General features: G+C 71.8%; 20 protein-coding genes and 1 tRNA gene. 13 read left to right on the plus strand and 8 right to left on the minus strand.

Translation table 11 applies throughout. The features are described from left to right. Positions 1–38: 38 nt before the first annotated feature. Positions 39–1,652, minus strand: coding sequence for an L-lactate permease (locus tag FK219_RS06895; RefSeq protein ID WP_152583460.1), 1,614 nt, complete (start codon positions 1,650–1,652; stop codon positions 39–41). Positions 1,653–1,759: 107 nt separating this feature from the next. Then, positions 1,760–2,611 (minus strand): transglutaminase-like domain-containing protein, encoded by an 852-nt coding sequence (locus FK219_RS06900; RefSeq protein WP_165638072.1) that lies wholly within the window; start codon positions 2,609–2,611, stop codon positions 1,760–1,762. Between the two features lie 42 nt (positions 2,612–2,653). Between FK219_RS06900 and FK219_RS06905 the strand changes: the two genes are divergently transcribed. Beyond that, positions 2,654–2,726, plus strand: a tRNA-Arg gene (locus FK219_RS06905). 55 nt (positions 2,727–2,781) lie between these two features. Here FK219_RS06905 and FK219_RS06910 read toward each other — a convergent pair. Further along, the gene (locus tag FK219_RS06910) at positions 2,782–3,258 is read right to left on the minus strand and encodes an ATP-dependent zinc protease family protein (protein WP_152583462.1); all 477 of its coding nucleotides are present in this window, start codon (positions 3,256–3,258) and stop codon (positions 2,782–2,784) included. 24 nt (positions 3,259–3,282) lie between these two features. Here FK219_RS06910 and FK219_RS06915 point away from each other — a divergent pair, with 24 nt between their 5' ends. After that, complete coding sequence (locus FK219_RS06915; protein WP_152583463.1) at positions 3,283–4,473, plus strand: RimK family alpha-L-glutamate ligase; 1,191 nt, start codon at positions 3,283–3,285, stop codon at positions 4,471–4,473. Between the two features lie 18 nt (positions 4,474–4,491). Here the strand turns inward: FK219_RS06915 and FK219_RS06920 are convergent, their stop codons facing one another. Next, positions 4,492–5,931 carry an XRE family transcriptional regulator gene (locus tag FK219_RS06920; RefSeq protein WP_152583464.1) on the minus strand — a complete coding sequence of 480 codons (1,440 nt, stop codon included), beginning with the start codon at positions 5,929–5,931 and terminating at the stop codon, positions 4,492–4,494. A gap of 129 nt (positions 5,932–6,060) precedes the next feature. Between FK219_RS06920 and FK219_RS06925 the strand changes: the two genes are divergently transcribed. Next, positions 6,061–7,953: a phosphoenolpyruvate carboxykinase (GTP) gene (locus tag FK219_RS06925; protein ID WP_152583465.1), complete on the plus strand. Its 1,893-nt coding sequence runs from the start codon at positions 6,061–6,063 to the stop codon at positions 7,951–7,953. 36 nt (positions 7,954–7,989) lie between these two features. Here FK219_RS06925 and FK219_RS06930 read toward each other — a convergent pair whose 3' ends face one another. Continuing rightward, a complete protein-coding gene (locus FK219_RS06930) occupies positions 7,990–8,541 on the minus strand; it encodes a hypothetical protein (RefSeq protein ID WP_152583466.1) in 552 nt (183 codons plus the stop codon). Between the two features lie 216 nt (positions 8,542–8,757). Here FK219_RS06930 and FK219_RS06935 point away from each other — a divergent pair, with 216 nt between their 5' ends. From FK219_RS06935 to FK219_RS06975, 9 genes are all read left to right on the plus strand, one after another. Beyond that, a complete protein-coding gene (locus FK219_RS06935) occupies positions 8,758–9,285 on the plus strand; it encodes an RNA polymerase sigma factor (protein WP_152583467.1) in 528 nt (175 codons plus the stop codon). Further along, positions 9,272–10,084: a hypothetical protein gene (locus FK219_RS06940; protein WP_165638073.1), complete on the plus strand. Its 813-nt coding sequence runs from the start codon at positions 9,272–9,274 to the stop codon at positions 10,082–10,084. Before FK219_RS06935 ends, FK219_RS06940 begins: the two co-directional genes overlap by 14 nt. A gap of 118 nt (positions 10,085–10,202) precedes the next feature. Then, positions 10,203–12,206: a TPM domain-containing protein gene (locus tag FK219_RS06945; RefSeq protein WP_165638074.1), complete on the plus strand. Its 2,004-nt coding sequence runs from the start codon at positions 10,203–10,205 to the stop codon at positions 12,204–12,206. Between the two features lie 55 nt (positions 12,207–12,261). Further along, entirely contained in the window at positions 12,262–12,996 is a 735-nt protein-coding gene (locus FK219_RS06950; RefSeq protein ID WP_152583469.1) for a PspA/IM30 family protein, read from the plus strand. A 94-nt stretch (positions 12,997–13,090) separates the two neighbouring features. Next, positions 13,091–14,074, plus strand: coding sequence for a DUF418 domain-containing protein (locus FK219_RS06955; protein WP_152583470.1), 984 nt, complete (start codon positions 13,091–13,093; stop codon positions 14,072–14,074). 4 nt (positions 14,075–14,078) lie between these two features. Further along, the gene (locus tag FK219_RS06960) at positions 14,079–14,891 is read left to right on the plus strand and encodes an arginase family protein (protein WP_152583471.1); all 813 of its coding nucleotides are present in this window, start codon (positions 14,079–14,081) and stop codon (positions 14,889–14,891) included. A 27-nt stretch (positions 14,892–14,918) separates the two neighbouring features. After that, positions 14,919–15,704: a crotonase/enoyl-CoA hydratase family protein gene (locus FK219_RS06965; RefSeq protein ID WP_152583472.1), complete on the plus strand. Its 786-nt coding sequence runs from the start codon at positions 14,919–14,921 to the stop codon at positions 15,702–15,704. A 10-nt stretch (positions 15,705–15,714) separates the two neighbouring features. Next, positions 15,715–17,196, plus strand: coding sequence for a dihydrolipoyl dehydrogenase family protein (locus FK219_RS06970; RefSeq protein ID WP_328821633.1), 1,482 nt, complete (start codon positions 15,715–15,717; stop codon positions 17,194–17,196). A 3-nt stretch (positions 17,197–17,199) separates the two neighbouring features. Beyond that, positions 17,200–17,664, plus strand: a complete 465-nt coding sequence (locus FK219_RS06975; protein WP_210416789.1) for a hypothetical protein — start codon at positions 17,200–17,202, stop codon at positions 17,662–17,664. Here FK219_RS06975 and FK219_RS06980 read toward each other — a convergent pair. Beyond that, complete coding sequence (locus FK219_RS06980; RefSeq protein WP_152583474.1) at positions 17,570–19,000, minus strand: amidase; 1,431 nt, start codon at positions 18,998–19,000, stop codon at positions 17,570–17,572. The two genes, FK219_RS06975 and FK219_RS06980, sit on opposite strands and share 95 nt — an antisense overlap. A 169-nt stretch (positions 19,001–19,169) precedes the next feature. On the opposite strand from FK219_RS06980, the gene FK219_RS06985 reads away from it, so the two are divergent. After that, positions 19,170–19,805, plus strand: coding sequence for a hypothetical protein (locus tag FK219_RS06985; RefSeq protein WP_152583475.1), 636 nt, complete (start codon positions 19,170–19,172; stop codon positions 19,803–19,805). A 16-nt stretch (positions 19,806–19,821) separates the two neighbouring features. Here the strand turns inward: FK219_RS06985 and FK219_RS06990 are convergent, their stop codons facing one another. Together FK219_RS06990 and FK219_RS06995 are read right to left on the minus strand one after the other, a co-directional pair. Then, positions 19,822–20,433: a GNAT family N-acetyltransferase gene (locus FK219_RS06990; RefSeq protein WP_152583476.1), complete on the minus strand. Its 612-nt coding sequence runs from the start codon at positions 20,431–20,433 to the stop codon at positions 19,822–19,824. Positions 20,434–20,442: 9 nt separating this feature from the next. Then, the gene (locus tag FK219_RS06995) at positions 20,443–21,126 is read right to left on the minus strand and encodes a uracil-DNA glycosylase (RefSeq protein WP_152583477.1); all 684 of its coding nucleotides are present in this window, start codon (positions 21,124–21,126) and stop codon (positions 20,443–20,445) included. Positions 21,127–21,130: the final 4 nt, after the last annotated feature.

The following is a 21,130-nucleotide window of genomic DNA, read 5'->3' on the forward strand; positions in this document are numbered from 1 at the left end:
CCGATCCTATCGGGCGGGCGAGGTGCCCACCGCGCGGTTCAGGGCACCATCCAGCCCAGCACGGGCGTCGACTGCAGCACGATGAGCACCGTGATGAGGGCGAGCAGCCCGAGGCTCCACGGCAGGAGCTTGCGCAGCAGGGCACCCTCCGAGCCGGGCTGGCCGACGGCCGCCGCCGCGACCGCGAGGTTCTGCACCGACAGCATCTTGCCCAGAACTCCCGCCGAGGAGTTCGCGGCGGCCATCAGCACAGGCGGCAGCCCCACCTGCCCCGCCGCGGCGACCTGCACGGGGCCGAACAGCACGTTCGACGACGTGTCCGAACCCGTCAGCGCCACGCCGATCCAGCCGATGATCGGGGACAGCACGACGAAGAAGCCGCCGGCAGAGGCCAGCGCCACCCCGATCGACGTCGCTTGACCGGAGAGGTTCATGACGAAGGACAGCCCGAGCACCGCGGTGACCGTCACGATCGTCCAGCGCAACTGGTGCAGCGTCGCACCGTACGCTCGCAGGGCAGTGCGGGACGCCAAGCGGTAGAGCGCGACCGTGATGAGGCCCGAGAGCAGCAGCAGCGTGCCCGTGGCCCGCAGGGTGTCGAGGTGCATCGTCTGCGCGCTCGCCGGCTCGCCCGCCGCCGTCACGACGTCGAGACCGGGCCACGCGAACGTGACCGTGCCGACGACCGTGAGCCACTGCGCGATCACGGGAATCTGGACGATCGAGAACACGGCGATCACGACCGCGTACGGCGCGACCGCCATGAGCACCTCGCGTGCCGGAGGCCGCTCGACCGCGACCGCGCCGACCTCCACCGCCCCGTTCATGCCGACGAGCTCGGCCGGCTGCCACACCCGCAGCATGAGGAGCACGGCGACGATCGTGAGCACCGCCGCCACGACGTCGGTGAGCTCGACGGCGAAGAAGTTCGCGGTCACGAACTGCGCTGCGCCAAACACGAGGCCCGCCGCGAGAGCGACCGGCCAGGTCTGACGCAGCCCCCGTCGACCGTCCACGAGGAACACGAGGATGAGCGGTACGAGAACCGCGATGAACGGCGTCTGCCGGCCCGTCATCGCCGCGATGTCGGCGAGCGGCAGGCCCGTGACGCCCGCGAGAGCGATGACGGGGGCCGCGAGCGCACCGAAGGCGACCGGCGCCGTGTTCGCGAGCAGTGACACGAGCGCGGCCTTGAGCGGCGCCATGCCCGCCGCCAGCAGCATCGCCGCCGAGATCGCCACTGGGGCGCCGAAACCCGCCAGGGACTCCAGGAGCGCACCGAAGCAGAAGGCGATGAGGATCGAGAGGATGCGCAGATCGTCGCTCACCGAGCGGATCGTGCGGCTGAACACCTCGAACCACGGCGTCACGACGGTCAGCCGGTAGATCCACAGTGCATTCGCCAGAATCCACAGGATCGGGAAGAGCCCGTAGAACACGCCCTCGGCCGCGGCACTCAGCGCTTGCATCGGCGGCATGCGCCACGCCACGACCGCGAGGACGATCGACAGCGCGAGCGCCGCGAGCGCCGCGAACGGTGCGCGCACCTTGAAGGCGCCCAGGAGCACGAACAGCAGCAGGAGCGGCAGCGCCGCCGCGATCGCCGACAGCGCGAGCGAACCGAACAACGGGGCGATCTCTTGCTCGAACACGAAGGCTCACGCTGTCACCGAGCAGGGCCCGCCGCAAGAGCCCGACGCATAGTGAGGACCAAGGTCCCGGCGGCGCTCCGCCCGCTCGAACCCAGCGGCGCGGTCCCTCAGGCGAGCGCGACCAGCGCGCGCGGGTCGTCGACCGTTGACTGCCCGGCTGCACCCCCCGTGGCCACGGCTCGCACGCTCAAGTCCCGCAGCGTGAGCGCCGAACCGTCGTTCGCCAGAAACGCCGTGTCAGCCGCATCGCGACCCGTCGCGATGCGCAGCATGCCCTCGCGCGGCGCGAGCCCCGTCGCATCGACCACCCACCACCGACCCTCGATCGCGACCTCGACGACCGCGTGAAAATCCATAGGAGACAACTCGGGCGCATAGACCGAGACGAGCCGGGCCGGCAGATCCGTCGCCCGCAGCAGACCAGCCATCAGGTGCGCGAAGTCACGGCACACGCCTTTGCCCGTCGCGAGCACCTCCGGCAGACCATCCGTCGCCGCAGACGACCCGAGCGAATAGTCGAGCAGCTCGCCCACCATCACGCGCGCCGCAGCGACACGCTCGACCGGATCCAGCGCCCCCAGCGCCGCCACCTCCCCCGCATCGATGAGAGCACCGGGCAGCAGATCGGACTGCACGTAGCGGCTCGGCCGAACGTCCTCCACCAGATCCCGCTCGACGACCACCGCCGGCGTCGCACGCCCCTCGACCTCCGCCCCGTACCGCACCTCCAGCTCACCGGCCGGCACCGTCGCCCGATGCCAGCGCGTGCCCGCGCGACCCTCCAGCTCGCGCATCTCCACGGTGCGACCATCGACCTCGACCGTCAGCGACTCGACCACCCTCAGCCCCGGCGAGCGCGCCACCGCGACCGCCAGAACGATGCTCGTCGGCTCGCCCACCGACGCGCTCAACGAGCAGCCCACCGCGCGGTGGTCAGGGCCGCTCGCCGGGATCGTCATGCGCACATGCTGGCACGGAAGCCGGTAGGATCGACGCATCCCGCCTCCGTAGCTCAGGGGATAGAGCGCCAGTTTCCGGTACTGAAGGTCGCAGGTTCGATTCCTGTCGGGGGCGCTGTGCCGATTCCTTCTTGGCTGTCGTTATTGCTACGCGGCTGCTGGCGCTGCGGTCAGCGGTTGCGGTTGCGGCGGCGGATTTCGCGCGGAGCACGGCCGCCGAGGAACGACTTCGCGGGGTCCACGAGGAAGCCCTGACGCAGTGCCTGCCGCCCGATGAGCATCCGGAACCCCATCTCATCGCGGTTCGACAGCGTCATCTCGGTCTCGATCTCGCGGCCCAGCAGGGCGATCCGCATGATGACGACGATGCGCTCCTCGACGTGCCCCGACGAGGAGCGCACGTGACGACGATCGTGGATCGGGCACTCGACGACGACCGCGTCCTCGCGCGACTCCTGCCACGGCTGAAGCCGGAACCTCACGCGCTCGGAGGCGCCCTCCCCGGTGAGCGTGACATCGTAGGCGTGCACAGAGGAGCTGCGGGCGCCCGTATCGAGCTTCGCCTTGATCCACGGCACCCCGGCACCCGGCAGGCTGACCCACTCGCGCCACCCCGCGACGATGCTTGACTGGGCCTTGTCCGTCACCCGACCATCATTCCAGGGAAGTTCATGAAACTCGGCATCCTGTCGCGCGCACCGAAGTCGTACTCCACGCAGCGGCTGCGCGCCGCGGCCGTCGAGCGCGGGCACGACGTCAAGGTGCTCAACACGCTGCGGTTCGCCATCGACCTCTCCAAGGACGAGCCCGACCTGCAGTTCCGCGGCCGGCCGCTCTCGACCTACGACGCCGTGCTGCCGCGCATCGGCAACTCGATCACCTACTTCGGCACGGCCGTCGTGCGCCAGTTCGAGCAGATGGACGTCTTCACCCCCAACACGGCGAACGGCATCAGCACCGCCCGCGACAAGCTGCGGGCCACGCAGGTGCTCTCTCGTCACGGTATCGGGATGCCCGCCACGGCCTTCGTACGGAACCGCGCCGACGTGCGCCCCGCCATCGAGCACGTGGGAGGAGCCCCCGTCGTCATCAAGCTCCTCGAAGGCACGCAGGGCATCGGCGTGATCCTCGCCCCGCAGGTGAAAGTCGCCGAGGCGATCATCGAGACGCTGCACTCGACCAACCAGAACGTGCTCATCCAGCAGTTCATCGCCGAGAGCCGCGGACGCGACATCCGCGCGCTCGTGGTCGGCGACCGCGTCGTCGCAGCGATGCGCCGCACCGCCGAAGGCGATGAGTTCCGCTCCAACGTGCACCGCGGCGGCAGCGTCGAGGCCGTCGACCTGAGCCCCGAATACGTGCGCACCGCGGTGCGTTCCGCGCAGATCATGGGCCTGCGGGTCGCGGGCGTCGACATGCTCGAGGGCAACGACGGGCCCCTCGTCATGGAGGTCAACTCCTCCCCCGGCCTGCAGGGCATCGAGTCGGCGACGAAGCTCGACGTCGCGGGCGCCATCATCGACTACATCTCGCACGAGGTCGCCTTCCCCGACATCGACGTGCGCCAGCGTCTCGCGGTCTCGACGGGCTACGGCGTGGCCGAGCTCGTCGTGCACGCGGGCGCCGACGTCGTGGGCAGCACGCTCGGTGAGTCGGGCATCCTCGACAAAGACATCACGGTGCTGACCTTGAACCGCGGCGCGACAGTCATCCCGAACCCCCGCAGCAAGCAGGTGCTGGAAGCCGGTGACCGGCTGCTGTGCTTCGGCAAGATGGAGGAGATGCGGTCGATGACACCCTCGCGCCGACGCCGCCGGGCCTCCGTGCGCAAGCTGCCCAAGCAGCCGCCCATCTCGAGCTGAGACCCCGCGGCCTCCGCGTCAGCGCTCGCCGCCGCCGTGCGCGTCGAGGAAGGCGTAGAGCTCCTGATCGTCGACGCCGGGGAAGGTTCCGCTCGGCAGCGGCGACAGGATGTGCGCGTGCAGCTTCGCGCTCGTCCACGCCTTGCCGCGCCAGCGCTGCGCGAGATCGCTCGGCGGGTGCTTGCAGCACACGGGGTCGGGGCACGTCGAGTGCTCACGGTTGGTCGTCTCGCGACCGCGGAACCACTTGGCGTCGGCGAACGGCACGCCCACCGTGATCGAGAACTCGTCGTTCGCGCTCGTCGTGCCGGTCTGTGTCGACTCCCAGAAGGTGCCCTCGGGCGTGTCGGTGTACTGGTAGTACTCCGTCGTGCGGTTGGTGCGCGTCATGGCGACGCGCGCGCTCCACTTGCGGCACACGAGCTGCCCTTCCGTGGAGCCCGTGACGTCGACGGGCAGTCTCAGCCCGTCGTTCTCGTAGGCCTTGTACACCGCCCCGTCGTCGCCGACCCGCAGGAAGTGCAGCGAGAGGTCGAGGTAGGTCGTGGCGAGGTTCGTGAAGCGCAGCGCGGCCGCCTCGTGCGTGACACCGAAGGCGTCGCGGAAGTCCTCCACCGCGATGTTGCGGTCGGCCTTCGCCTGCGTGAGGAAGGCGACCGACTGCTCGCGCGGCATGAGGCAGGCGGCGGCGAAGTAGTTGATCTCGAGCCGCTGGCGCAGGAACTCGGCGTAGGTCGCGGGCACGCGGTGCTCGAGCAGCCGGTGCGCGATCGCCTGAAGTGCCATCGACCGCAGCCCGTGCCCGCCGGGAATCGACGCCGGCGGCAGGTAGATGCGCCCGTTCTCGAGGTCGGTGACGGAGCGCGCCGAGTGCGGCAGGTCGTTCACGTAGACGAGCTCGAAGCCGAGGCGCGTCGCCATGAGGCCCACCTCGCGGTGGGTGAGGGCGCCGCTCACGTGGCCCGTCTCGGCGACCATGCGCTCGGCGAGCTCCTCGATCTCCGGCAGGTGGTTGTCGAGCGTGCGCATGTGCAGCCGCTGAGCCGTGTTCGCGCGCCGCGCTTCTTCGGGCGTCGCGATCGCCTGGCGCTGACGCTCGATGAGCGCCCGATGCAGGCCCACGAGGGATTCGAGCACGTCATCGGGCATCGAACGGGATGCGCGCACCATGGGCAGACCGAGGGCCGCGTAGTGCGCGCTGCGCTGGGCGCGGTCCAGCTCGATCTCGAGTGCGGCGCGAGGGGTGGGAGGGGTGTCGTCGAGCAGGTCGGCGACGGTCACGTCGAGAGCCTCGGCGAGGGAGCTCAGGAGCGTCACACGCGGTTCGCGACGGCCGTTCTCCATGAGGGAGAGCTGGCTGCCCGCGACGCCCACGCGCTCGCCGAGCTGGTCGAGGGTCAGGCCGGCCGCGTTGCGGAAGTGCCGCAGGCGCTGACCGAGGGTCACGAGATCGTTCATGGTTTCACCGTATCGAAAGAATGGCCATTCTTTCCACCTTCTTTCTCGCAAGATGGCCCGTACTCGCGCTCAAGATGGTGACTGAGGCCGATCCTCACATGCCAACACCGCCGCACACGGGAGAAGACCATGACGCTCATCGACCAGCTCACGCGAACGATCTCCAACGACGAGTCGACCCCGCGCACCCCCGACTCCTCCTCCCCCGCACCCGGGGCCATCGGCGTCGGTATGGACCGACCGCAGGATGTCGTCGAGTGGGTCGACGAGCTCGCGGCGCTCATGGAGCCGGGCGACATTCACTGGGTCGACGGCTCGGCACGCGAGCGCCACGCCCTGCTGCAGGGGCTCGTCGCGAGCGGCACGATCCAGCAGCTGAACCCCGACCTGCGTCCCTACAGCTTCCTCGCCCGCTCGGACGCGAGCGATGTCGCGCGCATCGAGTCGCGCACCTTCATCTGCTCCGTCGAGGAGGACGACGCCGGCCCCACCAACAACTGGCGCGACCCTGTCGAGATGCGTGCCGAGCTGAGCGAGCTCTTCGCCGGCAGCATGCGCGGCCGCACGCTCTACGTCGTTCCGTTCGCCATGGGCCCCCTCGGGTCGCCCATGACGAAGTACGGAGTGCAGGTCACCGACTCCCCGTACGTCGTCGTCAGCATGGGCACTATGACGCGCATGGGCGATGCCGCGCTCGCCATGATCGCCCGCGGCGCCAACTGGGTTCCCGCTGTGCACAGCGTCGGCGCTCCGCTCGCGCCGGGCGAGACGGACGTGCCGTGGCCGTGCAACGACACGAAGTACATCGTGCACTACCCCGAGACGCGAGAGATCTGGTCGTTCGGCTCGGCCTACGGTGGTAACGCGATCCTGCCGAAGAAGGCGTTCGCGCTGCGCATCGCCTCGGTCATCGCTCGAGATGAGGGATGGCTCGCCGAGCACATGCTGCTCATCAAGGTGACGGCGCCCTCGGGCAAGTCCTACCACCTCGCGGCCGCCTTCCCCAGCGCGTGCGGCAAGACGAATCTCGCGATGCTCGCCCCCACCATCCCCGGATGGACGGTCGAGACCATCGGCGACGATATCGCGTGGCTGCGCATCGGCCGCGACGGCCGGTTGCGCGCCATCAATCCCGAGGCGGGCTTCTTCGGCGTCGCGCCCGGCACCGGCCCCGATACCAATCGCACCGCCATCGACACCCTCTGGGGCAACACGATCTTCACGAACGTCGCCCTGCGCGAGGACGGCGACGTGTGGTGGGAGGGGCTCACCTCGACGCCCCCGGCGAACCTCACCGACTGGCAGGGCGAGGCGTGGACGCCTCAGTCCGGCCGTCCCGCCGCGCACCCCAATTCACGCTTCACCGTGTCCGCCCGACAGTGTCCGAGCATCTCGGACGATTGGGAGGACCCGGAGGGCGTCGTCATCGACGCCATCATCTTCGGCGGCCGCCGAGCCAGCAACGTGCCCTTGGTGGTAGAGGCGCGCGACTGGGATCACGGTGTCTTCATGGGCGCCACGATCGCTTCCGAGCAGACGGCGGCCGCCGAGGGCACCGTGGGAGAGCTTCGCCGCGATCCCTTCGCGATGCTGCCCTTCACGGGCTACAACATGGCGGACTACTTCGCCCACTGGCTCGACTTCGGTGCCCGCCTGCGCACCTCGGCCCGCGTGCCGCGCGTGTTCCAGGCGAACTGGTTCCGCAAGGGCGAGGACGGGTCGTTCCTGTGGCCCGGCTTCGGCGAGAACGCCCGCGTGCTGCAGTGGATGATCGAACGGCTCGAGGGCACTCAGCGCGCCGTCGAGACCCCCCTCGGGCTCGTCCCGACGGCGACGGGCCTCAACCTCGACGGGCTCGACATCGCCGAGGAGCAGCTCAGCGAACTGTTCCGCATCGACCCTCGTGCCCTCGAGCTCGAGACGCACGACATCGAGCAGTTCTTCGACACCTTCGGCCACCGGCTGCCGAGCGAGCTGTACCGTCAGCTCGAGCTGCAGCGGGCTCGCCTCGGCGCCGAGTAGTCGTCTCGACGCCGAGGGAGCCTCATGCGGCCGCGCTCAGCGGCGGTTGAGGAGGAACAGGAGCCCGGCGATCGCGTAGGCGATCGCGACGATCGTCACGAGAATGTTGCCGCCGATCGCGATCCATCCCAGCGTCGTCGCGACCCACACGAGCGCGAGCACCGCGGGCACGAAGAAGAACCAGCGGGCGACCCCGCGCGCCACGCCTTTCTGGTAGACCACGATCGCACCCACGACGCCGCCGATGGCGAGCAGCACGGCGCCGATGGTGAGAAGCTCGCCGGGCAGGGACACGCCGAAGACTCCGAGCAGCGGGACGAGTCCGAGCATCAGGAACCCGATGCCGAAGGCGACGAAGCCGATCTTGCCCAGCACCGAGCCGCCGACGACACCGTTCGATCCGGTCTGGCCGAAGGCGAGGAAGAAGCCGGAGACGCCGAGAAGCAGGAACCCGATGATCGTGAGCCAGCTGGTGAGCTCGCCGCCGGATCCCGCTCCCTCGACGAGCAGAGCGATGAGCCAGAGCAGGGCGCCGAGGAGCATTCCTCCGCCGCCGAAGAGCCTCCAGTTGGCGGAATTCTTGGTCACGCGTGCCATATCGATGTCTCCTTTGATCACGATGGCGCCGACGCGGGGGTGGATCGGCGTCCGCGCACAGCGTGCCAGGGAATCGCGCGCGCGGGTAGAGCCGGGGCGCAGATTCGTCGTGAGTCACCCCAACGTTCACCGCGCGGTGTGCGTCTGAGAAGGTAGGGGCGCACGACGGCGCCGCGCGCCAGGATCGTGCAGGATCGGGAGGCACACGTGCAGGAGACGGCTCGGGCCGGCTGGGAGGGCGTGCTCGAAGCGCTCGTCACCGAGCGCGGCGACGCCCTCGTGCGCTACGCGTACCTGCTGTGCGGCGACGCCGACGACGCCGCCGACCTCGTGCAGTCGGGCCTCGTGGCGACCTTCGGCCGGCTGCGCAACGGGTTCGCGCTCGAGCGTGCCGAGTCGTACGTGCGCCGGGCGATCGCCTCGGCCTACCTCGATCGGGGGCGGCGCGCCACGCGCTGGCGTCGCATCGCCCACCTCCAGGCCCGCCCCGAGAGCGTCGACTCGTCGGACGGCACGGTCGACCTGCACCTCGACGTGCGGGCCCAGCTCGACGCGCTGAGCCCCCGCGAGCGCGCTTGCATCGTGCTGCGCTACTACGAGGACCTCAAGGTCGACGACATCGCCGATCGTCTCGGCATCAGCGCGGGAGCGGTCAAGCGGTACCTCAGCGACGCGCACGCGAAACTCGCCGACGCGCTCGCACGCCACGAAGGAGACGTGTATGACCCCGCATGATGACCTCGCGGCACGCCTCGCCGAGGAGGCGGATCGCGTCGCCCCGCGCTCCGCCCTCGACGTCGACTCCCTCGTGCGCCGCAGCCGGGCGCGACGCCGCCCCGCCCTTCTCGGTGCCGGAGTGCTCGCCACCGTCGTGATCGTCGGCATCGGTGGGCTCGGGATCGGCGCGCTCAGCGGACTGGTGCCGAACGATCTCACTGCGGCAGACAGCGCCTCGACCGTGGATGAGTCGGCGATCGAGCAAGATGGCGCCGACGACACGGGCGGGGGCACGGTGGCGGACGGAGAGTCAGCGCTCGCGCCCGACTGGCTGCAGAACCGCTGCGGTTCCTCCCCCGTCACCCCTGCCGACGTTCCCGATATCGGCCTGCGACTGGAGGTCGACTTCCCCGCCCGTGCGACGACGGGTGCCGACGCCATCGTCGGAACCGTGCGCGTCACGAACACGGGCAGTGAGCCGGTCGCCGGTGCCGTCTCGGCCACACCCGCGATCACCGTCGCCCGGGAAGGCGTCACGGTCTGGCACACCTCGGGCGTAGAGCCCGGCGACCCGCGAGAGCTCGCACTCGACCCCGGGGAATCGCGAGCGTTCGACGCCGTGCTGCGCCCGCTCTCCTGCACGATCGACGATGAGGCGCGCGCCGTCGACGGATTCGACGCGGGGCTCGCTTCTCTGCCCCCCGGCGAGTACGCCGTGTCGGCCGTCCTCGATATCACTCTTGATGACGACTCCGCGGCACGCGTGCCCCTGGTTTCCGAGCCCGAAAGCCTCCGGCTCATCGAGCCGACGGGCTGACGGAGGCACCGGCTGCGCACGATGTCTCGACACCGCGCCACTCTCGATGACTAGAATCACGGCACCAGCCGAGAGAGACGGTGCGATGCACGCGCAATCGACCAGGACACCCCCGACCATGCCGACGACGACGCAGCGGCGTACCCCCATCCTCCTCCTGCTCGCCGCGCTCGTGGGGGGCTCGCTCCTCGTCGGTGCGGGCCCCGCGCACGCCGCCGAGCCCCTCGACGTCGGCGGCGCCTACGTGCTCGACGAAGCCGGCGTGCTCGGCGACGACGCGCCACGCGTCGAGGCGGCCCTCGAGAGCCTCTTCGACGAGATCGGCGCGCCCCTCGTCGTCGTCATCGTCGACACGTTCGAGGCGCCGCAGAACGGCGCCGAGTGGGCGGATGCCGCGGCGATCGCCTCGGGCCTCGGTGAGCGGGATGCCCTGCTCGCGATCGCCGTGCAGGACCGCTCATTCGGTATCTCGCCAGGGCTCGACTTCCCGGTGAGCGACGACGCCCTCGCGAGTGCGGAGGCTGAGGCGCTCATCCCCGCGCTCCGCGACGACCGCTGGGCGGACGCGATCGTCGACTACTCCGAGCGGCTCGCCTCGCCGGGCGGCTCCGTGCTCCCCCTCGTCATCGGCGCCCTCGTCATCGTGGTCGTCGTCATCATTATCGTCCTGGTGGTCCGCTCGCGACGGCGCGGCACGGGCACGACGCGCGCGCCCGAGAAGCAGTCGCTTGAGCAGCTCGAGCAGTCGGCGTCGCGTCGGCTGGTGGAGCTCGACGACGCCCTCGCGACGAGCGAGCAGGAGCTCGGCTTCGCCGAGGCGCAGTTCGGCACCGAGCCCACGGCGGGCTTCCGCGACGCCCTCACCCGTGCCCGCGCACTCGTCACCGAGGCGTTCCGCACGCGCGGCGCGCTCGAGGAGACGACCGCCGAGGCGGGCCCACGACGCGAGGCTCTGCTGAGCGTCATCGCCCAGTGCGATGAGGCGGATGCTCTGCTCGCGGCCCAGGAGGACGCCTTCGAGGCGCTGCGCGAGGTCGAGCAGAACCTCTCGGGCGCGATCACGACGGCCCGCGGCGCTCTCGATGCCGCTGCCTCGGCTGTCGAGTCGACGACGGCGACCCTCGATCGGCTCCGTGAGGAGTACGCGGAGAGCGCCCTGCGCGATATCGCGGACGCTCCCGAGCAGTTGCCCCGACTGCTGCAGCTCGCCGAGGCCGAGCTGCAAGCGGCCCTCGCGGCCCATGAGCGCCAGGAGCCCTCCGCGGCGGCGATCGAGGTTCGCTCGGCCCAGCTCGTCCTCGCTCAGCTGCACAGCACCGCCGCGGCCGTGGACCGCCGAGCGGCCGAGCTCGGCGAGGCACGGTCGGCGGTCGCCGATCAGCGCTCCGATCTCGCCTCGGGCATCGAGGCCGCCCGTGCGATCCCGTCGACCTCCGCGGGCTCCCCCGAGCTCACGGCGGCGGTCGCCGTCGCGCAGTCCGCCCTCGACGAGATCGACGATCGTGACCCGGTCGCGACTCTGACGCGCCTCGTGGGCGCGGATCGCGCTCTCGATGCCGAGCTCGCCGACGCACGCGAGGAGTCGGAGCGTCGAGCTGCCGCTGAGGGGGCTCTCGAGCGCACGCTCGCCTCCACGCGCAGCGCGATTCTCAGCGCGGCGGAGTACATCGCCTCCCACCGCGGCGCGGTCGACGCGAGTGCTCGCGCGCGCCTCGCCGAGGCGCAGGCGCAGCTCGACGTGGCTCTCGACGCGCGCGCGAGCGACCCGGTCTCCGCTCTCGAGACCGCACAGGGCGCCCATGATCTCGCCCGACGCGCCCTCGAGGCCGCGGAACGCGACGTGCGCGGGGCCCTCGAACCGCGAGGAGCCATCGGTGGCCTGACCGGATCAGGCTCGTCCGGCGGAGGCGGCGCGCTCGTCGGAGGGCTGCTCGGCGGTCTCCTCGGCTCGGGCGGCGCACCCTCCCGCCCGCGCTTCGGCTCCTCGGGCTCACGACGCTCGTCCAGCTCCCGCTCTTCGGGATCGTCCTCCCGTGCGACCTCCCGGTCGTCCTCGCGCTCCTCGCGACCGGCCCGGTCCTCCCGTTCCCGCTCCGGCCGCAGCCGCGGCGGCCGCTTCTGACCCCGCACGACCGACGCTCTCCCTGAATCATCCCCACAGAAAGGCACCACTCGTCATGACCAAGCAGTCCATCTTCGGCCGCATCGCCCAACTCGCGAAGGCCAACATCAACGCCCTGCTCGATTCCGCGGAGGACCCGCAGAAGATGCTCGACCAGATGGTGCGCGACTACACCGCGAGCATCCAGGAGGCGGAGGCGGCGATCGCGCAGACCATCGGCAACCTGCGCCTGCTCGAGCAGGACTACGCGGAAGACGTCGCCTCGGCGCAGGACTGGGGCCGCAAGGCCGTCGCCGCGAGCGCCAAGGCCGACGAGCTGCGCCAGGGCGGCAACACCGCCGACGCCGACAAGTTCGACAACCTCGCGAAGGTGGCGCTCGGCAAGCAGCTTGCGGCCGAGTCGCAGGCGAAGGCCGCCGAGCCCACGATCGCCTCACAGACCGAGGTCGTCGAGAAGCTCAAGAGCGGTCTCGAGGGCATGAAGGGCAAGCTCGGCGAGCTGCGCGCCAAGCGCGACCAGCTCGTCGCGCGCTCGAAGATCGCCGACGCCCAGTCGCAGGTGCTCGACGCGGTGAAGAGCATCGACATCCTCGACCCGACGAGCGAGCTCGGCCGCTTCGAGGAGAAGATCCGCCGCGAGGAGGCGAAGGTGCTCGGCCAGCAGGAGCTCGCCTCGTCGAGCCTCGACGCGCAGTTCGAGGCGCTCGAGGACGTCGGCGTGCAGGCCGAGGTCGACGCGCGGCTCGCCGCCCTCAAGCAGGGCAACGCCCCGCAGGCGATCGATCAGTAGAGCATCCGACGTCGCCGTCCCCGACCGCACGCGCGGCGGGGAGGGCGCTCGATGGCACGGCGTCGACGCGGCGCGCGGGCTGGCGATCATCGGCATGATCGCCGCCCACGCGTGGCCGCGGCAGGACGACGGCGAGCTGCTCGTCGACGGGCGCCCCTCGGTGCTGTTCGTCGTCGTCGCGGGCGTCGCGCTCGGTCTCGTGACCGCGCGCGCCGCGCAGCCGAGCGCGCCCGTGGATGCGCGACGGGAGCAGCGCATCCGCCTGCTCGTGCGCGCGGCGATCCTGCTCGTGATCGGCCTGCTGCTCTGGATGCTCCCCAGCGGTATCGCGATCATCCTCGACTACTACGGGGTGCTGTTCGTGCTCGCCCTGCCGCTGCTGTTCGCCGCGCGGTGGCTGCTCGCCATCGTGAGCCTCGCATTGCTCGTCGCCGCGCCGCTCGCCCGTGACGCGCTCGTCGCGGCGGGGGTACCCGGCGAGAGCCCGCTCGAACCCGTCGTCGACTACCTGTTCACGGGCTACTACCCCGCCGTGCTGTGGCTGCCGCTCGTCGGTCTCGGCCTGCTCGCGACGCGCTCGGGGCTCGATCGCGCGCGCACGCGCGCCATGCTCGTCGGCGGAGGCGCCACCGCGGCGCTCGGCGGCTACGGTGCCGCGGCTCTCCTGCCGAGTGTCTCGGCCGAGGCGCACAGCGGCACGACCGCCGAGCTCGTCGGCTCCGGCGGGCTCGCGTTCGCGATCATCGGGCTGCTGCTCGTCGTGCTCGACCCCGGCACACCCTCGCCGTGGCGACGCGTCGCGCTCGCGCCGCTCACCGCGATCGGCCGTGTCGCCCTCACGGTCTACGTCGGCCAGGTCGTCGTCATCGCGGCGTTCGCCGCGCTCGGGCCCGCGGGCCGCTTCACGAGCCCGGTCGGGGAGACCCTCACGGTCGTGCTCGTCGTGGCGGGCATCCTGTTCGGCCTCGCCTGCTCGGCGCTCGGGCGGCGCGGACCGCTCGAAGCGCTCCTGAGCTCCGCGGCGGCCGCCGCCGGCCGCGCGGCGCTACCGCCTGCGCCACCCACGGTGCGAGACTGACGGCATGGCCGCCCGCTTCCTCGTCGTCCCGCAGTGGCAGGGCTCCGGCTCCGACCGCGCCATGCGCCTCGTGGAGGGCGCCGAGGCGATCCTGGCCGACCTGCCCGCCGCCGCGACCGAGCGCGTGGAGGTGCCGCTCGAAGCCGGCGACCACGAGGGCACGGGCATCCACCGCTGGAGTTCGATCCGCCTCGTGCGCGAGCGCCTGGGCCGCGCCCTCGCCGAGCACGAGAGCGACCGCGACGACCCGGTCATCGTCGTCGGCGGCGACTGCGGCGTCGAGTACGCGAGCATCGACGCGCTCGCCGCGCGGGCCCGCCCCGTGCTGCTGTGGGCCGACGCGCACGCCGACCTCAACTCACCCGAGACCTCCCCGAGCGGCGCGTTCCACGGCATGGTGCTGCGCGCGCTCCTCGACGACGGCATCGTGGCCCCCGAGGACGTGCTGCTGCTCGGAGTGCGCGACCTCGACGACGCTGAGGCGGAGGCGATCGAGCGGTTCGGCCTGCGCCGGGTGGCCGCCGACGAGGTGGCCGACGCGGTCGCGGAGCGCGCTGGCGACGGTGCGGATGCCCTGCTCTACCTGCACGTCGACCTCGACGTGCTCGACCCCGGTGTCTTCGCCGGCGTCGGCTTTCCCGCCCCCTTCGGGCTCCAGCTCGGCGAGCTGTGCGACGCTCTGCGGGCGGCACGCGCCGCGCTGCCGCTCGGTGGTGCGGGCCTGTGCGAGTATGCCCCGCCCGAGGGGGCGCGCGACGAGGAGGCCGGCGACGACAGCGCCGCCATCCTGCGGATCATCGGCGCATTCACCCGCTGAGCGCCCCGCCTCAGTACCCTGGCGTGCATGACTGAGAAGCGCGTCACCGTCGACCGCGACGGCCCCCTCCTGCTCATCGGCCTCAACCGCCCCGAGAAGCGCAACGCCGCCGATGTGGCGATGCTCGAGCAACTTGCGCTCGCCTACGGCGAGCTCGAGCGCGACGACGAGGCCCGCGTCGGCGTCGTCTACGCGCACGGCGACCACTTCACGGGCGGTCTCGACCTCGCCGACGTCGCCCCGCGCATCGGGCCCGAGGGTCTCGCGATGGTGCCCGAGGGCGGCATCCACCCCTGGGGCATGGACGGCTCGCGCGTGAGCAAGCCCGTCGTGCTCGCCGTGCAGGGCACGTGCCTCACGCTCGGCGTCGAGCTCGCTCTCGCCTCCGACATCACGATCGCGGCCTCCGACACGGTCTTCGCGCAGCTCGAGGTGGCGCGCGCGATCCTGCCCTTCGGCGGGGCGACGACCCGCTTCGCGGCCACGGCCGGCTGGGGCGACGCGATGCGCTGGATGCTCACGGGCGACCGTTTCGACGCCGCCGAGGCGCACCGCATGGGTCTCGTGCAGGAGGTTGTCGAGCCGGGCCAGCAGCTCGAGCGAGCGCGCGAGCTCGCCGGCCGCATCGCCGCCCAGGCGCCGCTCGCGGTGCAGGCGACCCTCGCCAACGCCCGCCTCGCGGTGCGCGAGGGCGCCTCGGCGGCGGAGGCGCGCCTGCCGCACGAACTCGTGCGGCTCGCGCAATCGGAGGATGCCCGCATCGGCATGCAGGCCTTCCTCACCCGCACCGAACCCACGTTCGTGGGTCGGTAGAGGCAGAACCGTGGGCACCGCACCGACCTCCGACGAGGACCAGACCGAGGCAGAGATCTACGACGTCATCGTGATCGGCGCCGGCGCCGTGGGCGAGAATGTCGCCGACCGCGCCGTCCAGGGCGGTCTGAGCGTGCTCATCGTCGAGGCCGAGCTCGTCGGCGGCGAGTGCTCCTACTGGGCGTGCATGCCCTCCAAGGCGCTCCTGCGCTCGGCGAGCGTGCTGCGCGCGGCGCACGCCGTGGGCGGCGCGCGCGAAGCCGTCACAGGCACGCTCGACGCCGCCGCCGTGCTCGCCCGGCGCGACACCTTCACGAGCCACTGGGACGACGCCGGCCAGGTGCGCTGGCTCGAGAAGGCGGGCATCGCCCTCGCCCGCGGCCGGGCGCGACTCGACGGCGAGCGCCGCGTCATCATCACGGGCGACGACGGTGACCAGCGCACCGTGCTCGCCCGCCACGCGGTCGCGCTCTGCACGGGCAGCGAGGCGGCGGTGCCGCCCCTCGACGGGCTCGCGGAGGCGAGGCCGTGGACCTCGCGCGAGATCACGAGCACCGAGACCGTGCCCGACCGGCTCGCGATCATCGGCGGCGGGGTCGTCGGCTGCGAGATGGCGACCGCATTCACCTCGCTCGGCAGTCGCGTGACGCTCCTGAGCCGCGGGCGGCTGCTCTCCGGCGTCGAGCAGTTCGCCGGCGACGCCGTGACCGAGCGCCTTCGTGCCGACGGCGCCGAGGTGCTCATCGGCACGACACCCGAGCGCGTCGACCGGCTCGCCGACGGCACCGTGCGCCTCGCACTGCCCGAGGGCCGCGAGCTCGTCGTTGACGAGGTCGTCGTCGCCACCGGCCGCAGGGCTGGCACGCGCGACCTCGGGCTCGAGACCGTCGGCCTCACCCCCGGCGAGTGGATCGACGTCGACGACACCCTGCGCGCTCTCGACGCCGACGGGCGCGCGAGCGAGTGGCTCTACGCCGTGGGCGACATCAACCACCGCGCGCTGCTCACGCACCAGGGCAAGTACCAGGCGCGCGCCGCGGGCGATGCGATGGCGGCGCGCGCGAGCGGAGCATCCCGCCAGGAGGCCCCGTGGGGCGCACACGTCGCGACCGCCGACCACGCCGCCGTGCCCCAGGTGACGTTCACGGCGCCCGAGGTTGCAAGCGTCGGCCTCACGCTCGCCGAGGCGACCGGGCGCGGTCTGCGCGTGCGCGCCGTCGACTACGAACTCGGCTACGTCGCCGGCGCGAGCGTGCACGCCGACGACTACCGCGGCACCGCCCGCATGGTCGTCGACGAGGACCGCCACGTGATCGTGGGCTTCACGATCGTGGGCGACGACGTCGCCGAGCTGCTGCACGCCGCGACGATCGCCGTCGTCGGCGAGGTGCCCCTCGACCGGCTGTGGCACGCCGTGCCCTCCTACCCGACCATGAGCGAGATCTGGCTGCGGCTGCTCGAGCAGTACGGCCGCGTGAGCGCGACGGGCTAGTCCGTGCGGATCGTGCGCGCCGTGTTCGCGCTGCCCGGGTACTGGCTCGCGACCGCGCTCGCCCTGGTCTGGGGTGCACCGCTCGCGCGATTCCGCGTCGCGCGCCACGGCGACCTGCTCGTGTGCGCGGGACTGCCGCGCTGGGCCTTCGGGCGCGGGGGCACGACCATCGGCGCCGTGTACCTCACGCGCGGCACCGTGAGCGAGGCCGTGCTGCGGCACGAGGCCGTGCACCGGCAGCAGTGGCGGCGCTACGGGCTCGCCTTCATCGTGCTGTACTTCGCGGCGGGCCTCGACCCGCTGCGCAACCGCTTCGAGATCGAGGCGGGGCTCGAGGATGGCGGCTACCGCCGCCGCGCTGCCACGGTCATCCCTACCACTGCGGCGGGTGCAGGCGCTCCGGATGCGCCCGCTCCCACTGCGCGCCCAGCGCGAGAAGATCGGCCTCCCCGCCCGGGCGCCCGATGAGCTGCACGCCCATGGGCACGCCCGGCACCTCGGAGTCGGCGCCCGTGAGGCCGATCGGCAGCGTGAGCGCGGGCAGCCCCGCGACGTTGACGAAGCTCGTCCACGGCGTGTACTGCACCTGCTGGGCGAAGTTGCGCTCCGGGTCCTGCGCGTCGAACCAGCCGAGCGGGCGCGGCGTCATCGCGAGTGCGGGCGTCACGACGATGTCGACCGTCCCCAGATGGCGGATGACGCGGCGCTCGAACCCCGTGAGCCACGTGAGCGCCTCCGCGAGCGCCGTCGCGGGCAGCGCCCGGCCCTGACCGACGAGCCATGCCGTGAGCGGCTCGAGCAGGGCGAGCTCCTCGTCCGTCCGGGCGGGGATGCCCGCGGCCCCCGCCATCCACACCGTGCGGAAGTGCCGGGCGTAGTCGGGCTCGGCGGGCAGCGTGAGATCGTCCACGCCGTGGCCGAGGCGCTCGAAGCCCGCGATGGCCGTCGTGAGGGCATCCCGCGCCTCGGGGGCGATCGTGATGTCGGTGAAGCCCTCCCAGGGGGTGCTCGTCATGACGCCGAGCTGGAACCGGCCCTCGCCGCGCACGGCAGCGCCGAGGAAGGGGCCATCGTGAGGGGTGGGCGCGCGCGTCGCGAACTCCCACGGGGCTGCGGAGACGAGCGCGTCGAGCATGAGGGCGGCGTCGGCGACCGTGCGCGCGAGGGGCCCGGGCACGACGAGCCCCGCGGGGCGGTCCAGACCGCTGCCGGCGGGGATGCGCCCACGAGACGGCTTGAGGCCGACCAGACCGCACGCAGCGGCGGGAATGCGGATGCTCCCTCCCCCGTCGGAGCCCGGTGCGAAGGGCAGCAGGCCTGCCGCGACCGCGACCGCCGCCCCGCCGCTCGAGCCGCCGGCGCCGCGATCGAGCGCGAAGGGAGTGCGCGCGGGAGGCGACACGAGGCTCTCCGTGTAGGAGGGCAGACCGAACTCGGGGGCCGCCGTGGCGCCGAGGCTGATCGCACCCGCGTCGTCGAAGTGGTGCACGAGCTCGTCCGACTGCTCGGGCACGTGCTCGGCGAACAGGCGCGAGCCGAAGGTCGTGAGCTGGCCCGCGCGGGGCACGAGCTCTTTGTCGGCGATCGGCAGGCCCCACAGCGGCGCCGTGCGGGGAACCTCGTGCGCGATGCGCTGAGCGGCCTCGCGCGCGCGCTGCGCCTCGACAACGGTGAATGCGCCGACCTCATCGTTGAGCTTCTCGATGCGCGCGAGGTAGTGCTCGACGAGGTCGCGGGGCTCGAGACGGCCCTCGTGCAGCCACTGCCACTGCTCGAGCGCGGTCAGATGGTGGAGTTCGAACACGCCGTCGAGCCTACGCGGGGCGGCTTCGTATCGATTCCGCAACGAACACGGGATGCCCCGCCCTTCGCCCCCGATCAGGGCACGTCTGGCCCACCACGGCTGATAGATTCTCGCCCATCAGCCCGGCACCACCGAGGCCCCGGCACCACCGAGAACCGCAAGGAGATCCATGCTCGAGCGACGCCCCCTCTTGCGCCACCGCGTGCTGAGCGGCGCCGCCGCCCTCGTGCTGGTTGCGGGCCTCAGCGCGTGCGCCGCCGAGGAGGAGCCGGTCGACGAGCCCGAGGTCGTGCCCACCGAGACGTCGGAGCCCGAGCCGGAGCCGACGACCGAGCCCGAGCCGGAGGCCTTCGCCCTGCCCGCGGACTGCACGGAGATCTTCCCGCAGGAGCGACTCGACAACCTCGAGGGCCAGAACCTCGTGCTGCGCGGCGGCCCCGGCAGCACGGAGGGCAACGACGTCTTCGTCGACCCCACCCCCGAGCAGCGGGTGGGCGGCATCAGCTGCATCTGGGCGAACCCCGATGGTGAGATCGCCGACCTGCTCATCAGCGTCGCGCCGCTGACCCCGTCGACGCGCGCGGGCGTGGTCGACGACCTCACAGCGCAGGGTCTCAACGAGAGCACCCTCGAGGACGGCACGATCACCTACGGCCTGCTCGGCGACGAGCAGGGCGCCCCCGCCATCTACAACGAGGTGCGCATCGACAGCTGGATCTCGGTCATCAGCGCCTTCGGCGGTCAGGTCTTCTACGACGAGGCCGTGGTGTTCGTCGAGGAGATTCGCGGCGAGGTCTACCAGTAGCGCGGTCGGCGGGCGCTCAACGGCGTGCGTCCGCCGACTGGCTCTTCACGGGCCCCAGCGACTTCTGCAGCAGCACGATGCCCAGCCAACGGTCGAACTTGTAGCCCACGCGTCCCATGGCGCCGGTCTGGCGGAAGCCGAACTTCTCGTGCAGTCGAATCGACGCGTCCGCGCCGCGGTCGGCGATCACCGCGATGATCTCCTTGACGCCGGCCTCGCGGGAGCGCTCCATGAGTTCCGCGAGCAGTGCCGTGCCGAGCCCCTTGCCGGTCGAGGCCGGCCCGAGGTAGATGGAGTTCTCGACGGTGTAGCGGTACGCCGCCTTCTCCTTCCACGGGTAGACGTAGGCGAAGCCGAGCACCTGGTCGGTCGGTGACACCGCCACGATGAAGGGGTACCCGAGCTTCTGCACGTGAGCGAACTTCGCGCGCAGGCCGCGCAGGGTCCACTTCTTCTCGTCGAAGGTCACGGTGCTGTTGGCGACGTAATGGTTGTAGATCTCGCGAATGGACGGCAGATCTGCGTCGGTCGCGGGGCGCACGCTGAAGCTGAAGGTCGGCTCGGGCGGCGGGGCCGGGCGCAAGTGGCGCGGCAGTCGCCGACGCGGTTGATATTCCTCTTCCAGCACGCTGACAGACTACGTCGGCAGACGCCAGTCGATGCCCGGGGAACCCTGGGAGTCCAGCAGCTCGTTGACGCGACTGAAGGGGCGCGACCCGAAGAACCCGGCGTGCGCCGAGAGCGGGCTCGGGTGAGCGCTCGCCACGATCGGCACCCCCTCGAGCACCGGTGCGAGCGCCTGCGCCTGCCGCCCCCAGAGCACCGCGACGAGGGGGCCGCCGCGCTCGACGAGCGAGCGCACCGCGTGCTCGGTGACCTCCTCCCACCCGCGCCCGCGATGCGAGCCGCTCGCACCGGCGCGCACGGTGAGCACCCGGTTGAGCAGCAGCACGCCCTGACCCTGCCACGCTGAGAGGTCGCCGTGCTCGGCCGGAACGACCCCGAGGTCGTCGTGCAGCTCGCGGTAGATGTTGGCGAGGCTGCGCGGCAGCGGGCGCACCGAGCGCTCGACGGCGAAGCTCAGACCGATCGGGTGGCCGGGGGTCGGGTACGGGTCCTGACCGACGACGAGCACGCGTACGTCGGCGCGCGGGGCGGTGAACGCCCGCAGCACGGCGGGCCCCGCCGGCAGGTACGGGCGGCCCGCGGCGACCTCGGCCCTCAGCCATTGCCCGAGCTCCTCGATGCGACCGGCGACAGGGGCGAGAGCATCCGCCCAGTCCGCCGCCACGAGGTCGCTCAGCGGTCGGGGCGTGCTCATCCGA

The organism is Microcella pacifica (assembly GCF_009371975.2).
GTDB classification, from domain to species: domain Bacteria; phylum Actinomycetota; class Actinomycetes; order Actinomycetales; family Microbacteriaceae; genus Microcella; species Microcella pacifica.